Consider the following 19,814-nt stretch of genomic DNA (forward strand, 5'->3'; position numbering starts at 1 on the left):
TTTTGTAAATCCCATCCAAATTTCGGATATATGCAATGAAAACTGGTAAAGAACTGAAACCCGGTACAGTGATCCGTCTCGAAAACGACCCTTGGCTGGTTCAGAAAGCTGAGTTCACCAAGTCTGGTCGTAACAGCGCAATCATGAAGACCAAGCTGAAGAACCTGCTGACCGGTTACAAGACCGAGATCGTCTACAGCGCCGACGACAAACTGGACGACGTGATCCTCGACCGCAAAGAAGCGACCCTGTCCTTCATCAGCGGCGACACCTACACGTTCATGGACACCACTGACTACACCATGTACGAGCTGAACGCTGAAGACATCGAAGCCGTTCTGCCGTTCGTTGAAGAAGGCATGGAAGACATCTGCGAAGCTATCTTCTTCGAAGACCGTCTGGTTTCCGTAGAGCTGCCGACCACCATCGTGCGTCAGGTTGACTACACCGAAGGTTCCGCTCGCGGCGACACTTCGGGCAAGGTGATGAAGCCTGCCAAACTGAAAAACGGTACCGAGCTGGCTGTTGCAGATTTCATCGAAATCGGCGACATGATCGAGATCGACACCCGTGAAGGTGGTTCGTACAAAGGTCGCGCCAAGAAGTAATTCTGGCCCCGCCGCTACGAAAAAAACCCGACTTAGCGTCGGGTTTTTTATGGGCGTCTGTTTATCAGACCGTGACGTGCAGGCGCACATCCACATTGCCGCGCGTGGCGTTGGAGTACGGGCACACCTGGTGGGCCGCGTCGACCAGGCTTTGTGCATCGTCCTGATCCAGGCCCGGCAGGCTGATGTGCAGGTCGATGTCCAAGCCAAAACCACCGGGGATTTGACCGATGCCGACGTGGGCAGTGATCGAAGCGTCATCCGGGATCTTGCGTTTGGTCTGGCTGGCGACGAATTTCAGCGCGCCAATAAAGCAGGCCGAGTAGCCGGCGGCGAACAGTTGCTCAGGGTTGGTGGCCTGGCCACCGGCACCGCCCAATTCCTTGGGGGTGGAGAGTTTGACGTCGAGGATGTTGTCGCTGGAAACCGCACGACCATCACGGCCGCCGGTGGCGGTAGCTACTGCGGTGTAGAGAGTTTGCATGGTGTCGTCCTCTGGGTGTGTAGCGCTAAATGTTTGCGCGCTAAGTAGTTGGTGAGGCGAATGTATAGCGCTAATGTTTTGCGCGCAAGATAAATTTGCAAATTATTTCCCTCGCGATCTTTTTGCCACACCACAAAATCAAATGTGGGAGCTGGCTTGCCTGCGATAGCGGTGTGTCAGTCGATAGGTTTTTGACTGATCTACCGCTATCGCGGGCAAGCCCGCTCCCACATTGATTGCTCCCACACTTCAGGTTTCTGCGGCAGGTCTACTGTGTCAGACGCTGGCTTGCAGGTTGCTGCGCAACGCAATCAAATCAGCTTGCAGCTTGCGCAGCTGTTCCAGCTCCAGGCCGCTGGCACCCAGGATGCACTGCGGAATGCCCATGGCTTTCTCCTGCAGGGCGCGCCCGGCGGCGGTCAGTTCCACCACCACCACCCGCTCATCCTCACGGCTGCGCGTGCGGCTCAGCAGCCCTTCAGCTTCCAGGCGCTTGAGCAGCGGGGTGAGTGAGCCCGGGTCCGTCAGCAGGCGGCTGCTGATTTCGCCGACGGTCAAGCCGTCTTCTTCCCACAGGACCATCATGGCCAGGTATTGCGGATAGGTCAGGCCAAGGGCTTGCAGCAGCGGCTTGTAGACCTTGGTCATCAGCAGCGACGTGGAGTGCAGGGCGAAGCACAGCTGGTTGTCCAGCATCAGGGATTCGCACGGGGCGGGATTTTTGCTCATGGGGTACCTCGCAAAGCATCTATGGGCTGGAATCTAGCGGGCAAATGTTTAAGGCGCCAGATAATTCTGTCCGGGCAGTCAGACCAAACCGCTCTGCAAGGCCAGATCCCAGGGCGGTACCGGGCTGAAACGGGTTTTCAGGTATTCCAGCAACAACCGGCTGCGGGCGTTGGGCTGTTGTTCCAGGCGCAGGGCGTAGATGCCGGTGGTCTCCGGGCTTGGCAGGCCGTCTTCGCAAAACAGCGGCACCAGTTCGCCGCGCACCAGGTATTCGCTGGCCAGCCACGTCGGCAAATGGGCGATGCCCAAGCCGGCCAAGGCGCCGGAGAGCAGGGCCTCGGCATTGTTGGCGCTCATGCGGATGCGCTGCGGGCGATAAGTGGCGCGGCGCCCGTCCAGCTCGAAACGCCAGGCGAACATCGGCGCCAGGCCATCCCAATCCAGGCCATCATGTTCATTCAGGTCGCGGGGATGGCGCGGTGTACCGCGGCTTTTCAAGTAGGTAGGGCTGGCGCAGGCGATGCGCACGATACTGGCCAGCGGCGTGGCAATCAGCCGTGTGTCGACGATATGCCCGGCCCGCAGCACCAGGTCAACCTTGCCCAGGTGCGCGCCCTGCATATCCACAAAGCTGTCGATCAGGTGCAGGTGCACGTCCCGCCCCGGATACACATTGAGGAAGTCGGCGATCACCGGCGCCAGGTGCCGGCGGCCAAACGCGGCTGGCGCATCCACCCGGATCAAGCCCTCCGGCGCATGGCTGAGGGACACCGCTTCGGCCCGCGCCAACTGCAACTCGCTGACAATCCGCCGCGCCCGCTCGGCAAACGCCAGGCCCGCCGGGGTCGGCACCACGGCGTGGGTGCTGCGCTGGAACAGGCGACTGCCTACGGAATTTTCCAGGCTGTCGATACGCCGCGCCACCGCCGAGGGCGTCAGGGGATGGCGGCGCGCGGCGGCGGAAAAGCTGCCGGTTTCCAGTACATCGAGGAACAGGCTCAATTGGTCGGTCAACGTATTCGGGTTCATGGCAGGCGCTTATGCGAGATCGGCACAGCCATTGTGCGTTGCTGTGCGTTTCCGTGCTAGAGCGGACTGCGTAGCATGCAGGCCTTGGGATTGTGGAGTGGCCAGCTGTGTTGGATTTAGCGTTGTACCTGGTATTGGGCGTGGCCTTGGGCACGGTGGGCGGTTTGTTCGGCATCGGCGGCGGGTTGATTGCCATCCCGGTGCTGGGGGTGTTTTTCGGCCTGGATCAGCAGATTGCCCAAGGCACTGCCCTGGTGATGGTGGTGCCCAACGTGATGCTCGCGCTGTGGCGCTACCACCAGCGCAACCGTATTCAACTGCGCCATGCCCTGCCGTTGGGCAGCATGGGGTTCTGCTTTGCGTGGCTGGGCTCGATCTGGGCGGTGGGCCTGGATGCGGGCGCGATGCGTATCGGTTTTATCGCCTTCCTGGTGGCGCTGTCGGCCTACAACCTGTTGCGCATGTTCACACGTAATGCGCCGCCGACGGCCGAGATGCGCTACTCCTGGCCATGGCTTGGGGTGCTGGGCGCAGCCTCCGGTTCCATGGGCGGGTTGTTTGGCGTCGGTGGCGCGGTGGTGGCGACGCCCGTACTGACCAGCCTGTTCGGCACCACCCAAGTCGTCGCCCAAGGCCTGTCCCTGGCCCTGGCATTGCCCAGCACCGGCGTGACCCTGGTGACCTACGCCTGGCACCACGAAGTCGATTGGGTGATCGGCGTGCCCTTGGCGGTCGGCGGTTTGCTCAGCATCAGCTGGGGGGTGAAAGTCGCCCATGCCTTGCGGGAGCGGGTGCTGCGCGGGCTGTTCTGCGGCTTCCTGATCGTGTGTGCGGTGATGCTGACCTTCAAAGTCTGAAACCTTCGATGATGTAGTCGGCCAGGCATGCGGTGATGGGCGAGGCCATCAGCGGGTTGCGCAGCAAGTGCAGGTTCATCGACGGCAGCGCCGGGAAACCCTGGTCGCTCCCCAGCACGCGCAGGTCTTCGGTCACCAGGCTTTCCATGCTGACCATCACCGCCAGGCCGGCGTTGACCACCGCCTGGATCGCCGCGACATTGGAGCTGTGATAGGCCAGGCGATAGTCGCGGCCGATGGCATCCAGTGCCGAGCAGGCCCACTGGGTGTAGAGGCAGTCGGGGCCGGAAATCGCCAGTGGCAAGGCCGCATGTTCATCCACGCAGAAACACGGCGCTGCCGCCCACACCATGCGTTCGGTGCGCAGCAACTCGCCGACTTCCTTGGTGGGTTCGCGGCTGATCACGGTCAAGGCCAGGTCGCGGCGTTGCATCAGCACCGTTGACGACTCGCAGTGCAGTTCGATCTGGATCAGCGGATAGGCCTTGGAAAACTGCTTGAGAATCCCCGGCAGGAAGCGCATCACGTAGTCGTCCGGCGTGCCGATGCGCACCAGCCCGACCATATGCGGCTCGCGCAGGGTGTTGAACACCTCGCTGTGCAGTTTCAGGATGCGCCGCGCATAGCCCAGCAACACTTGCCCCTCGGGGGTCAGGCGCACCTGGCGGCCATCGCGTTCGAACAGCTTGCGCTGCAACACGTCCTCCTCCAGCCGCTTCATCTGCATGCTCACCGCCGATTGGGTGCGGTTGACCTGTTCGCCGGCGCGGGTAAAGCCGCCCTGGTCGGCGATGGCGACGAAGGTGCGCAGTACTTCGGTGTCGATGCTGGGGTAGCCTGACAATTGATCAATCTCTGAGATGTATTGCATAAGAAACATTCGTTGGATTGATCATAAGCCGGGCCACACACTTGTGCCATCCCCAAGGGAGGGCGAAAAGATGAAAGGTCAAAAAGGTTTCGTATTGCTGGCGAAGCGCCCATTTAGCGGGGTGCTGAATGCACTAGTCCGCTGGCAGGAGCGCCAGGTGTTGGCGAGTTTGAGCGATGATGCACTCAAGGACATCGGGCTGCGCCGTGCGGATGTGGAGCGTGAGCGCCGCCTGCATGCCTGGCAAGATCCGCTGCGAAAATGACCGTGGATGCAGTAGGGTGGTTGGCGCGCCCACACGGAGAGTCCCATGCCCGCCGACCTGTCTTTCTCACTTAAGCAAGCTCGCCGCATGGCGCTGGCAGCCCAGGGTTTTTCCGGGCGCCAGGCGCCTGCACAGATCAAGGCCGCGCAGCTCAATCGGGTGATCGAACGCCTGGGTGTGTTACAGATCGATTCGGTCAACGCGGTGGTGCGCTCGCACTACCTGCCGCTGTTTTCCCGCTTGGGCAACTATTCTGCGCAGATCCTTGAACAGGCCGCCTGGAGCCAGGGGCGGCGGCGCTCGCTGTTTGAATACTGGGGGCATGAGGCCTCGTTGCTGCCGATGGCGCTGTACCCGTTGATGCGCTGGCGCATGGAGCGGGCACGGCAAGGGCAGGGGATTTACGCGCAGATGGCGCGCTTTGGGCGTGAACAACAGGCGATTATCCAGCGCGTCCTGAAGACGGTTGAGCAGCAAGGCGCCGTCGGGGCGGGCAGCTTGTCCACCCGTGAAGAACGCGCCGGGCCGTGGTGGGACTGGAGTGAGGAAAAGCACGCGCTGGAATGGCTGTTCGCCGCCGGGCTGGTCACCGTGGCGGGTCGGCGCGGGTTTGAACGCCTCTATGACCTGCCGGAGCGGGTGATCCCGGGCGAAGTCCTGCAAGCCCGCGTAGGCGAAGCCGCAGCGCTGCGTGGCTTGTTGCTGCACAGTGCCACCGCCTTGGGGGTGGCTACGGAAAAGGACCTGCGCGATTACTTTCGCCTGGACCCCGCCGACAGCCGCACTCGCCTCGCGGAGCTGGTGGAAGATGGGCAACTGCTGGCGTGCCAGGTGCAAGGCTGGAAGCAGGCGGCGTACTGCCTGCCAGAGACAAAAGTGCCGCGCAAAGTGTCGGCCAGTGCATTGCTGTCACCGTTCGATTCGCTGGTCTGGGAGCGCAGTCGCACCGAGCGGCTGTTCGATTTCCGTTATCGGCTGGAGATCTACACCCCGCAGGAGAAGCGGGTATACGGCTACTACGTGCTGCCGTTTTTGCACAATGAGCGGATCGCCGCGCGGGTTGATCTGCGGGCCGAGCGCGCGAATGGCTGCCTGGCGGTGCATGCTGTGCATGAGGAAGAGCCGGGGCTGGATGAGGAGGGGATGGTGGCGTTGGCGCTGAATTTGCGGCAGATGGCGGATTGGTTGGGGTTGGCGCGGGTGCAGTTGAATTGTCAGCGGGCGAGTGCGGTGCGGTTGAGGGTGGCAATGATCGGTATGGGTGTCGGCCTCTAGGGCCTCATCGCGGGCAAGCCCGCTCCCACAATTGATCGTGTTCACAAATCAAAATGTGGGAGCGGGCTTGCCCGCGATGGCGTCAGTGCAGGCAGCCTGAATCTCAGCGCTTGACCTGCTTCAAGGTCTCGGCAATCAAAAACGCCAACTCCAGCGACTGGTCCGCATTCATCCGTGGATCACAGTGGGTGTGATAACGGTCCGACAATCCATCTTCGGTAATCGGCCGCGCACCGCCGATGCACTCGGTGACATTCTGCCCGGTCATCTCGATATGAATCCCGCCGGCATAGCTGCCTTCCGCCTGGTGCACCTGGAAGAACTCCTTCACTTCGCCGAGGATCTGCGCAAAGTCGCGGGTCTTGTAGCCGCTGCTGGCCTTGATGGTGTTGCCGTGCATCGGGTCGGAACTCCAGAGCACCTGCTTGCCCTCGCGCTGTACAGCGCGGATGAGGTTGGGCAGGTGGTCGCCGACCTTGCCAGCGCCCATGCGCGCGATCAGGTTGAGGCGGCCGGGGTCGTTGCTTGGGTTGAGAATGTCGATCAGACGGATCAGGTCGTCGGGGTTCATGCTTGGGCCGACCTTGACGCCGATCGGGTTGTTCACGCCGCGCAGGAATTCGACGTGGGCGCCGTCCAGCTGGCGGGTGCGGTCGCCGATCCACAGCATGTGCGCCGAGCAATCGTAGTAGTCGTTGGTCAGGCTGTCGCGGCGCACGAAGGCTTGCTCGTAGTTCAGCAGCAGCGCTTCGTGGGCGGTGAAGAAGCTGGTTTCGCGCAGTTGCGGCGAGCTGTCCATGCCACAGGCGCGCATAAAGGCCAGGGTTTCATCGATACGGTCGGCCAGTTGGCTGTACTTCTCGGCCAGGGCGGAGTTGGCGATGAAGTCCAGGTTCCACTTGTGCACCTGGTGCAGGTCGGCGAAACCGCCCTGGGCGAAGGCTCGCAGCAAGTTGAGGGTGGCGGTGGACTGGTGGTAGGACTGCAACAGGCGATCCGGGTCCGGCACGCGGCTTTTTTCATCGAAGCCGATGCCGTTGACGATGTCGCCACGGTAGGCGGGCAGGGTGATGCCGTCGATGGTTTCATCGTTGGCCGAACGCGGCTTGGCGAACTGGCCGGCCATGCGCCCGACTTTCACCACCGGGCAGCCGGCGGCGAAGGTCATCACGATGGCCATTTGCAGCAGCACTTTGAAGGTGTCGCGGATTTTCGCAGCGGAGAACTCCACAAAGCTCTCGGCGCAGTCACCGCCTTGCAACAGGAACGCGCGACCCTGGGTCACTTCGGCAAACTGACGGCGCAACTCGCGGGCTTCCCCGGCAAACACCAGCGGTGGGTAGCTGGCCAGGCTCTGCTCCACTTGCAGCAAGTGTGCAGCGTCCGGGTACTGGGGTTGTTGCTGGATCGGCAGGGCGCGCCAGCTGTCGGGGCTCCAGGGTTGGCTCATCTTGAACTCGATTGGCTGATTGACGGTCGGGCGCCAATGTTATCAGCAATTAGTGCGTGACCTGTTGCCGCCGGTTGGCCGACAATCGCGCCTTTGCCGTGCGGTAAACCCTTTAGGAGTAATGATGACCGAGGAGCGTGTCGAGCGCCTGTTGGCCGAAGTCCATGATGACTTCGGCATGATTCGTGTGCTCGAAGTGGCCGATTACCGTTTTCTCGAGTTTGGCGATGCCATCGAGCAAAGCTGTGTGTTCACTGCCGACCCGAGCTGGCTGGAGTACGACTACACCCGCGCGATGCTGATCGGTGCGTTGTGCCATGAGCAGCCGGAGAGCGCGCTGTTCCTTGGGCTCGGCGCCGGCACGCTGACCCAGGCGTGCCTGAAGTTCCTGCCACTGGAAGATGTCGAGGCCATCGAGCTGCGCCCGGATGTGCCGCGCCTGGCCATTGAGTACCTGGGGCTGGACGATGATCCGCGTCTGTACGTCCGCATCGGCGACGCCCTGCAATTGCTGGAGACCGCTGAGCCGGCCGATCTGATCTTTGTCGATCTGTATACGGATGTCGGTCCTGGCGTCGGGCACTTGGCCTGGAGCTTCCTGGAGAACTGCCAGAAGAAACTCAATCCCGGCGGCTGGCTGGTGATCAACCAGTGGGCCACCGACGACGGCAAACCGTTGGGTGCGGCGTTGCTGCGCGGGTTGTATCACCGGCATTACTGGGAACTGCCGGTGAAGGAGGGCAATGTGATCTTGCTGGTGCCTTCGGAGTTGGATCAGGAGCTGGATATGCAAGCGTTGACGGCGCGTGCCGAGGCCTTGGCGCCGCGCTTGGGGTATTCGTTGCAGGCGTTGATCAAGGCTATCCGGCCGGCTACTTGATTGCCTGAACTGGCCCCTTCGCGGGCAAGCCCGCTCCCACAGGGGAATGCATTTCAACAGGGGAATGCAGTCCAAATGTGGGAGCGGGCTTGCCCGCGAAGGGGCCCTCACAGTCCACTCAAATTCCCTTGAACACCCCAGGCCGCTTCTCCACCATCGCCAGCACCCCTTCCTTGGCATCCTCGCTATTCAGCAGTTTATCCACCATCGGCTGTAATGCGGCGGCCGCCACGGTTTCGCCTTCCATCCGTGCCAAGCGCGCCGACATCAACGTCGCCTGCACCCCCAACGGCGCCTGCCGCGCAATGCGGTTGGCCAGCGCGATGGCGCGGGGCAGCAGGTCTTCACTGGCCATCACCTCCTGCACCAACCCCAGGCGCAGCGCCTCATGGGCATCGAACTCGTCACCGGTGAGCAGCCAGCGCATCGCGTTGCCCCAGCCGGCGATCTGATGAAAGCGCAACGTCGCGCCGCCAAACGGAAAGATCCCACGCTGCACTTCCATCTGCGCAAAGCGCGTGTTGCTCGCGCACAGGTTGATATCGGCTGCCAACATCAACTCGATGCCGATGGTCAGGCAATAGCCCTGGGCCGCCACGATCACCGGTTTGCTGACCCTGGGGCCGGCGAACACGCCCCATGGATCGCAGCCGCCCAGCGGCGGTTGCCAGCCACCGGCCATCACGCCGCTGACATTCGCCAGGTCGAGCCCGGCGGTGAAGTGTTCGCCGTGGGCAAACACCACGGCCACCCGGGCCTCATCATTTCGATCAAATTCGCCATACGCCAGGCTCAGCTCATTGAGCAGATCGAGGTCGAAAGCGTTGCGCTTGGCCACCCGGTCCAGGCCCAGCAGCAAGACATGGCCCTGTAATTCACGGCTGACGCGACTGCTGCTGGCTTGATTCATGGGGTGTGCCCTCGGGCGCGGGAGAGGTTTCAGACCGAAGGGCCTGAAGGGTTGGGTGAACCGTTTAAGCGTTATGACCAGCAGGGCCGGGCCTTTGAAAAATAGACCCTGTGGCACTTATCTGCAAAGACTGTGACGCAGCGCGGTTTATCGGCGCTTTGCGATAAAAAAAGCTCCCTTTTTCAGGTATTTCCGGTATAGTGCGCGCCGGCCTTTAACCGGGCCGCGTTTAGGTAGCGCAATTCCCCGAAGTCAGCTTCGGCTGCACGTCCGCACAGCGGACTCTTCCTTGACGAATCTTTTTTCTTTCATTCGTTTTCGCAAATCCCCGCCGACAAAGCAGCCAGGGCGACTCTTGAGTCTCAACACGGCATGCGCAGCTTTGGAGCATGGGTCTTTGCGGATGCACTTAGAGGCAGACCCATGACCCAGGAAACCGGCGGCTTCGCCGCTTTTAATCTTAACCCGAACATTCTTGCTGCCGTCATCGCGACTGGCTACGAAGAACCTTCGGCGATTCAGCAGCAATCGATCCCGATCATCATGGCCGGCAAAGACATGATTGGCCAGGCGCAAACCGGTACCGGTAAAACCGCCGCGTTCGCCCTGCCTATCCTGCACTGCATCGATCCTGCCAAGCGCGAGCCGCAAGCCCTGATCCTGGCGCCAACCCGTGAGTTGGCGCTGCAAGTAGCAACCGCTTTCGAAACCTACGCCAAGCAAATGCCAGGTGTAACCGTTGTGGCCGTTTACGGCGGCGCGCCTATGGGCCCACAACTGAAAGCAATCCGTAATGGCGCACAGATCGTTGTCGCCACGCCGGGCCGTCTGTGCGACCACCTGCGTCGTGACGAGAAAGTGCTGTCGACCGTGAACCACCTGGTTCTCGACGAAGCTGACGAAATGTTGAAGCTGGGCTTCATGGATGACCTGGAAGTCATCTTCAAGGCACTGCCACCGACCCGTCAGACGGTACTGTTCTCGGCGACCCTGCCACAGTCGATCCGTGCCATTGCCGAACGTCACCTGCGTGACCCAGAGCACGTCAAGATCCAGACCAAGACTCAGACCGTTACCGCGATCGAACAGGCTCACCTGTTGGTTCACGCTGACCAGAAGACCTCGGCTGTATTGAGCCTGCTGGAAGTCGAAGACTTCGACGCCCTGATCATGTTCGTGCGCACCAAGCAAGCGACCCTGGACCTGGCCAGTGCCCTGGAAGCCAAAGGCTACAAAGCCGCTGCGCTGAACGGTGACATCGCCCAGAACCAACGTGAGCGCGTGATCGACTCCCTCAAGGATGGCCGTCTGGACATCGTTGTAGCGACCGACGTTGCCGCTCGTGGCCTCGACGTTCCACGTATCACCCACGTGTTCAACGTTGACATGCCATACGATCCAGAGTCCTACGTTCACCGTATCGGCCGTACCGGCCGTGCCGGTCGCGAAGGTCGTGCACTGCTGCTGGTGACTCCACGTGAGCGCCGCATGCTGCAAGTGATCGAGCGTGTAACCGGTCAGAAAGTTGCAGAAGTGCGCCTGCCGGATGCTCAAGCAGTTCTGGATGCGCGCATCAAGAAACTGACCAACAGCCTGTCGCCACTGGTGGCTGACGCTGAATCGACCCACGGCGACTTGCTGGACCGCCTGACCGCCGATATCGGTTGCACCCCACGTGCTCTGGCTGCCGCCCTGCTGCGCAAAGCAACCAACGGTCAAGCCCTGACCCTGGCTGCGATCGAGAAAGAACGCCCACTGGTTCCGAACAACGCGCCACGCGGTGATCGTCCAGAGCGTACTGGCGACCGTCCAGACCGTGGTGATCGTGAGCGTCGTGCTCCGGTTCCTTTGGCTGAAGGCCGCGCTCGTTGCCGTACCGCGCTGGGCGCGCGTGATGGTATTGCTGCCAAGAACCTGCTGGGCGCTATCCTCAACGAGGGTGGCCTGGCACGTGAAGCCATCGGTCGCATCCAGGTTCGTGACAGCTTCTCCCTGGTGGAGCTGCCGGAAGACGGTCTGGAAAAACTGCTGGCCAAGCTGAAAGACACACGCGTTGCCGGTAAGCAGCTGAAGCTGCGTCGCTACCGCGAAGATTGATCCGCCCCTGGGCTGATTGATCGCACATAAAAAATCCCCGACTGGTTCGGGGATTTTTTTTGCCTGCTCAATCTAGGGTCAGCCCCAATCAGTGTGGGAGCTGGCTTGCCTGCGATAGCGGTGGTTCAGTCAGCACATTGGTCACTGTTACACCGCCATCGCAGGCAAGCCAGCTCCCACAGAGAGGCGCACGTTTTCCTTCAGCCGAATCGATAGATGTCCATCCCCAAGGCGCCCATGGTGAAGCCTTGGTGCGCGATGCTGAAATCCCCACCGGCACCACGCGCAAAGTACAGCGGCAACAGGTGCTCGTCGCTGGGATGGCTGCGCACGGCATGCGGTGCTTGGCGCCGATAATCATGCAGCGCGCTTTCATGATTGGCCGCCAGCTTGTCCACCACCCAATCACGGAAATCCCGCGCCCACGGCTCGATGCTCTCCGGTCCGGCGTGCCAGTCCAGCTCGCCGAGGTTGTGGGTGATGCTGCCCGAACCGATGAGCAGCACGCCTTGCCCGCGCAGGCTGGCAAGCGCATGCCCGACCCGCGTCTGCAGGGCAGGGCCCATGCGGCTGGGCAGGGAAACCTGCACCACCGGGATATCCGCCGCCGGGTACATCAGCGACAGTGGCACCCAGGTACCATGGTCGAAGGGCCGACGCTCATCGATGCGCGCGTCCAGGCCGTCGGCGTGCAGCAACTCGACAATCTCGCCGGCCAGCTGTGGGTTGCCCGGTGCCGGGTATTGCACGGCAAACAATTCACGTGGGAAGCCACCGAAGTCGTGCCAGGTTTCCGGTGCGGCGCTGCCGCTGATCAGCAGTTCTTGGCTTTCCCAGTGCGCCGAAACCACCACGATCGCCTTTGGACGTGGCAGTTGCGCGGCCAGACGTTGCAAGGCCGGGCCACTGGCGCCGGGTTGCAGGGCGAGCATGGGCGAACCATGGGAGATAAACAGGCTAGGGAGCATAAGAAGGGTCCTGAGCGTTAATATGGGCCCATCTTCAATCAGATCATTGATCTAAATCTAATATAAGTTTTAGCGCTATTTGATCGAATTTTCGGGGTGATCCATGGAGCCTAAGTTTTGGCAGGAGCGCTGGGCGCGCAATCAGATCGGCTTTCACTTGCCCGAGGTCAACCCTTATCTGCAACGGCACTGGCCGTCGCTGGCGGTAGGCGCCAAAGTGCTGGTGCCTTTGTGCGGCAAGAGCCTGGACCTGATGTGGCTGGCCAGCCAAGGCCTGCGGGTAGTGGGTGTGGAACTGTCGGAGCAGGCGGTCGAGGCGTTTTTCAGTGAGCAGAATCTGACGCCGCGCATCACCGAGCGGGGTGTGTTCAAGGTGTATCAGGCGGATCTGATCGAGATCTGGTGCGGCGATTTCTTCGCGTTGGATGCCGAGGTGCTGGCCGATTGCGCGGCGCTTTATGATCGCGCCGCGTTGATTGCCTTGCCGCCGCTGATGCGGGCGCAGTACACCGATCATCTGAATGCGTGGCTGCCATCAGGTTGCCAAGGGTTGTTGGTGACCTTGGACTACGAGCAAGTGCAGAAGGCGGGGCCTCCGTTCGCGGTGACGGATGAAGAGGTGCAGCTGCTGCTAGGCGAGCACTGGGCGCTGCAGGTGCTGCTAGAGCAGGACATCCTGGGTGAGAGCTGGAAGTTTGTGCAGGACGGCGTGACGCGGCTTGAGGAGCGGGTGTATCAGTTGGTCAAGCGCTGAATCTGCTGGCGCCATCGCGGGCAAGCCCGCTCCCACAGGGGAGCGCATTTCAACAGGGGAATGCAGCTCGAATGTGGGAGCCGGGCTTGCCCGCGATGGCGATGTAAGCACCCACAAAAAAGGGGCGATCAGATCGCCCCTTTTTGTGACACCCCTGGCCTGTCAGCCCCGACGACGCAGTGCGTCGATCCGCTCTTCCAGCGGCGGGTGGCTCATGAACATCCGAGCAAAACCTTGCTTGATGCCACCGTTGATGCCGAAGGCGGTCAGGCTGTCCGGCATATGCACCGGCAGGCCTTGTTCGGAGCGCAGGTGTTGCAGCGCTGCGATCATCGCCCCGGTACCGGCCAGGCGGGCACCGGCTTCGTCTGCCCGGAATTCCCGTTTGCGCGAGAACCACATGGTGATCGCACTGGCCAGGAAGCCCAGTACCAATTCGGCGAAGATGGTCGCCACGTAGTAGGCAATGCCGCGGCCTTCTTCGTTCTTGAAGATCACCTTGTCGACAAAGTTGCCGATGATCCGGGCGAAGAACATCACGAAGGTGTTCACCACGCCTTGCACCAGCGCCAGGGTGACCATGTCACCGTTGGCCACGTGGCCGATCTCGTGGGCCAGTACCGCCTTCACTTCGTCATACGAGAAGCGTTCCAGCATGCCCTGGCTCACTGCAACGAGCGCGTCGTTCTTGTTCCAGCCAGTGGCAAAGGCGTTGGCTTCATAAGCCGGGAAGATCCCGACCTCGGGCATCTTGATACCGGCCTCGCGGGACAATTGCTCGACGGTCTGCAGCAACCATTGCTCATGCCGGGTGCGTGGCTGGGTGATGACTTGGGTGCTGGTGCTCATTTTCGCCATCCACTTGGAGATGAACAGCGAGAACAGCGAACCGGCAAAACCAAAGACCGCACAGAAAACCAGCAGCTGATTGAGGTTCAGGTCAACCCCGTTGGCCGCCATGAACCCGTTGAAGCCAAAAAGGCTCAGGGTGATGCTGGCAATCAGCACGACCGCCAGGTTAGTGGCCAAGAACAGCAGGATGCGCATCATGGTTGTAGAGTTCTCCTCATGCTTAATATGTCGCGTACTGCGGGGTATATAAGGTGCGGCATGGGGCTATTCAACCGAGCGACTATTTCAAACTGTGTCCTACAGCTTGAATGTAGAGCCTTGAAGGGATTTTCCGACCTGGAAAACCGCTCGTGATCGTCGCACCCATGCCTTCGCGTCCCGTAATTATAGGGGGCTTGCCGATCCTTGGCAGGCAGTGACAGGGGAAGGGGAGCAAAAGGCAGAGAAGTGTTGCCAGATACTCGCTGTACGACCGATTCTCGGTCGCACAGCGCCATTGTCGTTACTGGCGATAGGACTTCAGGAAGTTGCCGATGCGACCAATGGCCATGTCCAGGTCATCCACGCGCGGCAAGGTCACGACGCGGAAGTGATCCGGCCACGGCCAGTTGAAGGCGGTGCCCTGGACCACCAGCAGCTTTTCCGACAACAGCAGGTCGAGCACGAACTTCTCGTCGTTGAAGATGGGGCAGACTTTCGGGTCGATCCGTGGGAACGCGTACAGCGCGCCCATGGGTTTCACGCAGCTGACGCCGGGGATCGCGTTGAGCAGCTCCCAGGTACGGTTGCGCTGCTCCAGCAGGCGGCCCTGAGGCAGGACCAGGTCGTTGATGCTCTGGTAGCCGCCAAGGGCGGTCTGGATGGCGTGCTGGCTCGGCACGTTGGCACACAGGCGCATGTTGGCCAGCATGTCGATGCCTTCGATGTAGCTCTGGGCATTGTGCTTGGGCCCGGAAATGGCGATCCAGCCGGAGCGGAAACCCGCCACGCGGTAGGACTTGGACAGGCCGTTGAAGGTCAGGCACAGCAGGTCCGGCGCCAGGGAGGCGGTGCACACGTGCACGGCGTCGTCGTAGAGGATCTTGTCGTAGATCTCGTCGGAGAACACCACCAGATTGTGCTGGCGCGCCAGTTCCAGCATGCCCAGCAGGACTTCCTTGGAGTACACGGCACCGGTCGGGTTGTTCGGGTTGATGATCACCAGGGCCTTGGTGTTCGGTGTGATCTTGGCTTTGATGTCGGCCAGGTCCGGGAACCAGTCGGCGCCTTCGTCACACAGGTAATGTACCGGGTGGCCACCAGCCAGGGTCACGGCGGCGGTCCACAGCGGGTAGTCCGGCGCCGGCACCAGCACTTCGTCGCCGTTGTTGAGCAGGGCCTGCATGGACATCACGATCAGCTCGGACACGCCATTGCCCAGGTAGATGTCTTCGATGCCGACGCCTTCCACCTGCTTCTGCTGGTAGTACTGCATCACCGCCTTGCGCGCGCTGAACAGGCCCTTGGAGTCACTGTAGCCCTGGGCGGTTGGCAGGTTGCGGATCACGTCCTGGAGGATTTCGTCCGGCGCTTCGAAACCAAAGGGCGCCGGGTTGCCGATGTTCAGCTTGAGGATGCGATGGCCTTCCTCTTCCAGGCGCTTGGCGTGCTTGAGCACTGGGCCGCGAATGTCGTAGCAGACGTTGGCGAGCTTGTTCGATTTGCTGACCTGCATGGCGATGTGATCCTGAAAATGAACGATCCAGAAGGTAGGGGCACTACCGTACTGTGAATCCTGCGGGGCCCGCACCCATAAATACGTTTGAATGCCGGTAGCGCGGGTGCCAGACTGGCGTTTTGAAGAGGCGCAATCATACGTGCCACCTGATCTACGGAAAAGACACAGATCAGGGTTTTTCAGTTGCCGAGGTGTACCGATGGAAAAGTTGCAGAAAACCGTTGATGAGTGGAAGGCGATGCTCGACCCCGAGCAGTACAACGTGTGCCGTCTCAAGGGCACCGAGCGACCTTTCAGCGGCAAGTACAATGCCACCAAGACCGATGGCGTCTATCACTGCATCTGCTGCAATGAGCCGTTGTTTGATTCCAGCACCAAATTCGATTCGGGTTGCGGCTGGCCGAGCTTCTACGCGCCGATTGCCGACAGCGCGATGATCGAGATCCGTGACGTCAGCCACGGCATGATCCGCACCGAAGTCACCTGTGCCAAGTGCGACGCGCACCTGGGCCACGTGTTCCCGGACGGCCCGCCGCCGACGGGGTTGCGCTATTGCATCAACTCGGTGTGCCTGGACTTCGTACCCCGCTAGACGATGTGGCGAGGGAGCTTGCTCCCGCTGGGGTGCGAAGCGCCCCTAAAGCTTGCGACTGCTGCGCAGTCGAACGGGAGCAAGATCCCTCGCCACGGTTCTATTTCAGTTAATTAAATTGCATGCAATTTAATTGCTCGCTATGTTTGTCGCTCCTTCCCGTTCCTGAGGCACTGCCATGAGCAACAACCTGCTGAGCATCCCTTGCACCACCATCAAGGGTGAGCAAAAGACCTTGGCCGATTTCGCCGGCAAGGCCATCCTGGTGGTCAACACCGCCAGCAAATGTGGCTTCACCCCACAGTACAAGGGCCTGGAGCAACTCTGGCAGGACTACAAGGACCAGGGCCTGGTGGTGCTGGGCTTCCCCTGCAACCAGTTCGGCAAACAGGAGCCCGGTAACGAAGGCGCGATCACCGAGTTTTGCGAGTTGAACTTCGGTGTCAGTTTTCCGCTGTTCAAGAAAATCGACGTCAATGGCAGCGATGCCCACCCGTTGTTCGTGCAGTTGAAACAACAGGCACCGGGCTTGCTGGGCTCCAAAGGCATCAAGTGGAACTTCACCAAGTTCCTCATCGGTCGCGACGGCCAGGTCGTCAAGCGTTTCGCCCCGACCACCAAGCCGCAAGACCTGACCCAAGAGATCGAAGCCCTGCTCAAATGACCGGCTTGCCAGATGTGTCCCTGGCCCTCGACGATCAGCTGTGTTTCAAGCTGTACGCGGCATCCCGGGCGGTGACGCGTGCCTACAAACCCATGCTGGATCGACTCGGCCTGACCTACCCGCAATACCTGGCCATGCTGGTGCTGTGGGAATGGCACGGCGCATCACCGGCCCAGCCTACGGTCAGGGCGCTGGGGGAGCGGCTGATGCTGGATTCGGGCACGCTCACACCGCTGCTCAAGCGCCTGGAGCAGCTTGGGCTGGTGCGCCGCCAGCGCAGTGCACGGGACGAGCGTGAAGTGCATTTGAGCCTGAGCGAGGCGGGCGTGCAGTTGCGGGACCAGGCCCACGGCCTGAAAACCCGCCTGCTGTGCGACAGCGGTGTCGACCTGAACCAGGCCGACGCCCTGCGCGACGGTCTGGATCAGCTACTCGCGCAAATCAGAGACTTGTCGAGCGCGGCACCCACAGGTCCAACAGGCCCTTGAGCTCTTCACGACGGAACGGCTTGGCCAGGTAGTCATTCATCCCCGCCGCCCGGCAGCGCTCGCGTTCTTCGGCCAGGGCGTTGGCGGTCAAGGCCACGATGGGCAGGTCCGGCCAGCGCCCGCTGCGACGAATCTGCCGGCTGGCCTCGTAGCCGTCCATGACCGGCATGTTGCAGTCCATCAAGACCAGGTCAAAGTGCTGTTCCTCCAGGCACTTGAGCGCCTCACCGCCGTGGGCGGCGACGATCACTTCGCAGCCCAGCTTGCCGAGCATGCCCTTGGCCACCAGTTGATTGACCGGATTGTCCTCCACCAGCAGGATGCGCGCCCGGTGGGTAAGAGGTGGGGCGTCCATCTGGATCGGGTCGAGGAACGGTTGCGCGTCGCTGCGCAAGTTGCGTTGCAGGATCTGGTACAGCGCATTGCGGCTCAGCGGGCGCGCCTGTTGTTGCAACGGCGCCAGCGCGGCGACTTCTTCGCTGGGCATGAAACTGCCATAGGCGGTGACCAGCAGGATCGGGGCGCTGAGGGTCGGGCGCAGGCGGAACAGGCATTCCGGGCAGTCGGTGATCAACAGGTCGGGTTTTTGCCCGGTCATGTCCGCGTCACGGGGATAGCAATGCGGCGTGAGCCCCCAATGGGGCAACAGGCTGCTCAGCAGCTCCGCCAGGCCACTGCCGGCACTGGTAATGACGATCACCTCGCCCTGGAGCAGCGCCTGGCGGGCGGCGGGCAAGTGGGTGGGCAGCGGCAGGTCGGCGCAGAACTGGCTGCCGAAGCCCACTTCGGAACTGATGCTCAAGCGGCCACGCATCGCTTCGCACAGGTTGTGGGTCAACGCCAGGCCCAGCCCGGTGCCGCCGAACTGCCGGGTAATCCCCGCGCCCGCCTGGGTAAACGGCTGGAATATCTTCAGCTGTGCTTCTGGCGCAATGCCGATCCCGGTGTCACACACCTCAATCCTCACCTGGCCATTGTGGGCACTGAGACGCACGTCCACGCGACCGAAGCGCGTGAATTTCAACGCGTTGGAGAGCAGGTTGCTGACAATCTGCCGCACCCGCGTCGGGTCGCCGATGACCTGGGCCGGGAACAGCGGGTCGATCAGGCACGTCAGCTCGACGCTCGACGCGGCGTTCTGCGACAGCAGGTTCGCGGTGTCTTCCACCAATGAACCGAGGTCGAAGGGGATCGACTCCAGTTCAAGCTGGCCGGCATCGAACTTGGACAGGTCGAGAATATCGTTGAGCAACTCCACCAGCACCTTGCCCGAGTCATGGGCGATGGACAGTTGCTGGCGCTGCTCGGCGTTCAGCGGGCTGTCCAGGGACAAGGCGATCATCCCCAGCAGGCCATTGAGGGGCGTGCGGATTTCGTGGCTCATGTTGGCCAGGAACGCCGCTCTTGCCTGCGCCATGCCAATCGCGTTGACCTTCGCGGCTTCCAGCTCGGCATTGGACTGGCTCAGCCGCTGGTTGCTGGTCTTGAGCTCCAGGGTGCGGGCCGAGACGATATGTTCCAGTTGGCCCAGGTATTCGGTGAGACGGTCTTCGGCGTGGCGGCGCTGCTGGATCTCGGTTTGCATGTTTTCGAATTGCTGGTTGGCCACATTCACCAACACGCCGATCTCGTCGTTTTCGTGACCGGGCGGGCAATCCAGGCGTGTTTGTTTGCTGGTGCTCAGCGCTCGGATGATGCGTACCAGGGGTTGGGTCAGCATCACGTAGAACAGGCCGAGCAAGATCCCGGTCAGCAGCAGGCTGCGGGCAAAGCCATTGAGCAGCGTGATCTCGGCGCGGTGCAGGAAGCGGCTGCCAAACGCGTAGGTATCGACCTCAAGGTGCAGCTCGCCGAGGGACTCGTTGGGCATGTGCGTCAGGAACAAGCGGTCTTCAAACTGGCGATTGGCACCAAACAGGAAGTCGCTGATGGGCCGGTAGGTGCTTTGCGCGCGAGGTCGGTTGACGTCAGCGAGCACTACGCCGTTGTTGTCGACCAACCGGGCGCGGATGATCGCCGGAGAGTGCAGCAGGCCCAGGGTCAGCTCTTGCGCCAGTTCTGCGTCGATGTTGTAGGCGATACGTGACGCGGGGTTGTGGCTGATTTCGAGCAGCGAGCGTATTTCACGGTTGATGGATGCGTCTTCGCTGGCATAATCAATGCCGATTTGGATCAGACTGAGCAAGGTTCCCAAGACGAAACCGACCAGCACAGTCAATCGGGCTTGTTTATAAGACAAGCGGTGGGCGAACTTGATATCCATTGGGTGTTGAACCACTTCACGTTTCCCTTCGCCCGGCAAGCATAGCTGAACATCCACCGGC

20 protein-coding genes are annotated in these 19,814 nt (G+C 61.4%); 10 read left to right on the forward strand and 10 right to left on the reverse strand.

Going from position 1 to position 19,814, the window contains the following annotated elements; translation table 11 throughout:
• Window positions 1-35: 35 nt before the first annotated feature.
• Window positions 36-608, forward strand: coding sequence for an elongation factor P (locus tag PSH87_RS08680; RefSeq protein ID WP_017734414.1), 573 nt, complete (start codon window positions 36-38; stop codon window positions 606-608).
• A 64-nt stretch (window positions 609-672) separates the two neighbouring features.
• Here the strand turns inward: PSH87_RS08680 and PSH87_RS08685 are convergent, their stop codons facing one another.
• The 3 genes from PSH87_RS08685 to PSH87_RS08695 form a co-directional block, all read right to left on the reverse strand.
• Window positions 673-1,092: an organic hydroperoxide resistance protein gene (locus PSH87_RS08685; RefSeq protein WP_017734413.1), complete on the reverse strand. Its 420-nt coding sequence runs from the start codon at window positions 1,090-1,092 to the stop codon at window positions 673-675.
• 276 nt (window positions 1,093-1,368) lie between these two features.
• Window positions 1,369-1,821 (reverse strand): MarR family winged helix-turn-helix transcriptional regulator, encoded by a 453-nt coding sequence (locus PSH87_RS08690; protein ID WP_017734412.1) that lies wholly within the window; start codon window positions 1,819-1,821, stop codon window positions 1,369-1,371.
• Window positions 1,822-1,899: 78 nt separating this feature from the next.
• Window positions 1,900-2,850: a LysR family transcriptional regulator gene (locus PSH87_RS08695; RefSeq protein WP_305433115.1), complete on the reverse strand. Its 951-nt coding sequence runs from the start codon at window positions 2,848-2,850 to the stop codon at window positions 1,900-1,902.
• A 107-nt stretch (window positions 2,851-2,957) separates the two neighbouring features.
• Between PSH87_RS08695 and PSH87_RS08700 the strand changes: the two genes are divergently transcribed.
• Window positions 2,958-3,707 carry a sulfite exporter TauE/SafE family protein gene (locus PSH87_RS08700; RefSeq protein ID WP_305433117.1) on the forward strand — a complete coding sequence of 250 codons (750 nt, stop codon included), beginning with the start codon at window positions 2,958-2,960 and terminating at the stop codon, window positions 3,705-3,707.
• On the opposite strand, the gene PSH87_RS08705 is transcribed toward PSH87_RS08700, so the two are convergent.
• Window positions 3,697-4,578, reverse strand: coding sequence for a LysR family transcriptional regulator (locus PSH87_RS08705; RefSeq protein WP_017734409.1), 882 nt, complete (start codon window positions 4,576-4,578; stop codon window positions 3,697-3,699). The genes PSH87_RS08700 and PSH87_RS08705 overlap by 11 nt on opposite strands.
• A 70-nt stretch (window positions 4,579-4,648) precedes the next feature.
• Here PSH87_RS08705 and PSH87_RS08710 point away from each other — a divergent pair, with 70 nt between their 5' ends.
• Complete coding sequence (locus PSH87_RS08710) at window positions 4,649-4,843, forward strand: DUF1127 domain-containing protein (RefSeq protein WP_305433119.1); 195 nt, start codon at window positions 4,649-4,651, stop codon at window positions 4,841-4,843.
• Between the two features lie 45 nt (window positions 4,844-4,888).
• The gene (locus tag PSH87_RS08715; RefSeq protein ID WP_305433121.1) at window positions 4,889-6,118 is read left to right on the forward strand and encodes a winged helix-turn-helix domain-containing protein; all 1,230 of its coding nucleotides are present in this window, start codon (window positions 4,889-4,891) and stop codon (window positions 6,116-6,118) included.
• Between the two features lie 103 nt (window positions 6,119-6,221).
• Here the strand turns inward: PSH87_RS08715 and PSH87_RS08720 are convergent, their stop codons facing one another.
• Window positions 6,222-7,568 (reverse strand): class II 3-deoxy-7-phosphoheptulonate synthase, encoded by a 1,347-nt coding sequence (locus tag PSH87_RS08720; protein ID WP_305433122.1) that lies wholly within the window; start codon window positions 7,566-7,568, stop codon window positions 6,222-6,224.
• A gap of 124 nt (window positions 7,569-7,692) precedes the next feature.
• Here PSH87_RS08720 and PSH87_RS08725 point away from each other — a divergent pair, with 124 nt between their 5' ends.
• The gene (locus PSH87_RS08725; protein WP_017734405.1) at window positions 7,693-8,448 is read left to right on the forward strand and encodes a spermidine synthase; all 756 of its coding nucleotides are present in this window, start codon (window positions 7,693-7,695) and stop codon (window positions 8,446-8,448) included.
• A 118-nt stretch (window positions 8,449-8,566) separates the two neighbouring features.
• Here the strand turns inward: PSH87_RS08725 and PSH87_RS08730 are convergent, their stop codons facing one another.
• Window positions 8,567-9,358, reverse strand: a complete 792-nt coding sequence (locus PSH87_RS08730; RefSeq protein WP_017734404.1) for a crotonase/enoyl-CoA hydratase family protein — start codon at window positions 9,356-9,358, stop codon at window positions 8,567-8,569.
• A 423-nt stretch (window positions 9,359-9,781) separates the two neighbouring features.
• On the opposite strand from PSH87_RS08730, the gene PSH87_RS08735 reads away from it, so the two are divergent.
• A complete protein-coding gene (locus PSH87_RS08735; protein ID WP_017734403.1) occupies window positions 9,782-11,455 on the forward strand; it encodes a DEAD/DEAH box helicase in 1,674 nt (557 codons plus the stop codon).
• 200 nt (window positions 11,456-11,655) lie between these two features.
• On the opposite strand, the gene PSH87_RS08740 is transcribed toward PSH87_RS08735, so the two are convergent.
• Window positions 11,656-12,423, reverse strand: a complete 768-nt coding sequence (locus PSH87_RS08740; RefSeq protein WP_305433125.1) for a class III extradiol ring-cleavage dioxygenase — start codon at window positions 12,421-12,423, stop codon at window positions 11,656-11,658.
• A 103-nt stretch (window positions 12,424-12,526) separates the two neighbouring features.
• Here PSH87_RS08740 and PSH87_RS08745 point away from each other — a divergent pair, with 103 nt between their 5' ends.
• Window positions 12,527-13,177 carry a thiopurine S-methyltransferase gene (locus PSH87_RS08745; RefSeq protein ID WP_305433127.1) on the forward strand — a complete coding sequence of 217 codons (651 nt, stop codon included), beginning with the start codon at window positions 12,527-12,529 and terminating at the stop codon, window positions 13,175-13,177.
• 162 nt (window positions 13,178-13,339) lie between these two features.
• On the opposite strand, the gene htpX is transcribed toward PSH87_RS08745, so the two are convergent.
• The gene (htpX, locus tag PSH87_RS08750) at window positions 13,340-14,227 is read right to left on the reverse strand and encodes a protease HtpX (protein WP_017734400.1); all 888 of its coding nucleotides are present in this window, start codon (window positions 14,225-14,227) and stop codon (window positions 13,340-13,342) included.
• 304 nt (window positions 14,228-14,531) lie between these two features.
• The gene (locus tag PSH87_RS08755; protein WP_017734399.1) at window positions 14,532-15,743 is read right to left on the reverse strand and encodes a pyridoxal phosphate-dependent aminotransferase; all 1,212 of its coding nucleotides are present in this window, start codon (window positions 15,741-15,743) and stop codon (window positions 14,532-14,534) included.
• A 202-nt stretch (window positions 15,744-15,945) separates the two neighbouring features.
• Here PSH87_RS08755 and msrB point away from each other — a divergent pair, with 202 nt between their 5' ends.
• From msrB to PSH87_RS08770, 3 genes are all read left to right on the forward strand, one after another.
• Window positions 15,946-16,338, forward strand: a complete 393-nt coding sequence (gene msrB, locus PSH87_RS08760; protein WP_305433129.1) for a peptide-methionine (R)-S-oxide reductase MsrB — start codon at window positions 15,946-15,948, stop codon at window positions 16,336-16,338.
• Window positions 16,339-16,516: 178 nt separating this feature from the next.
• Window positions 16,517-17,002, forward strand: coding sequence for a glutathione peroxidase (locus tag PSH87_RS08765; RefSeq protein WP_017734397.1), 486 nt, complete (start codon window positions 16,517-16,519; stop codon window positions 17,000-17,002).
• Window positions 16,999-17,490, forward strand: coding sequence for a MarR family winged helix-turn-helix transcriptional regulator (locus PSH87_RS08770; protein WP_305433130.1), 492 nt, complete (start codon window positions 16,999-17,001; stop codon window positions 17,488-17,490). Before PSH87_RS08765 ends, PSH87_RS08770 begins: the two co-directional genes overlap by 4 nt.
• Here the strand turns inward: PSH87_RS08770 and PSH87_RS08775 are convergent.
• The gene (locus PSH87_RS08775) at window positions 17,444-19,753 is read right to left on the reverse strand and encodes a response regulator (RefSeq protein WP_305433131.1); all 2,310 of its coding nucleotides are present in this window, start codon (window positions 19,751-19,753) and stop codon (window positions 17,444-17,446) included. The two genes, PSH87_RS08770 and PSH87_RS08775, sit on opposite strands and share 47 nt — an antisense overlap.
• Between the last annotated feature and the right edge of the window lie 61 nt (window positions 19,754-19,814).

Origin of the sequence: Pseudomonas sp. FP453, from assembly GCF_030687495.1 — a bacterium.
Lineage (GTDB): Bacteria > Pseudomonadota > Gammaproteobacteria > Pseudomonadales > Pseudomonadaceae > Aquipseudomonas.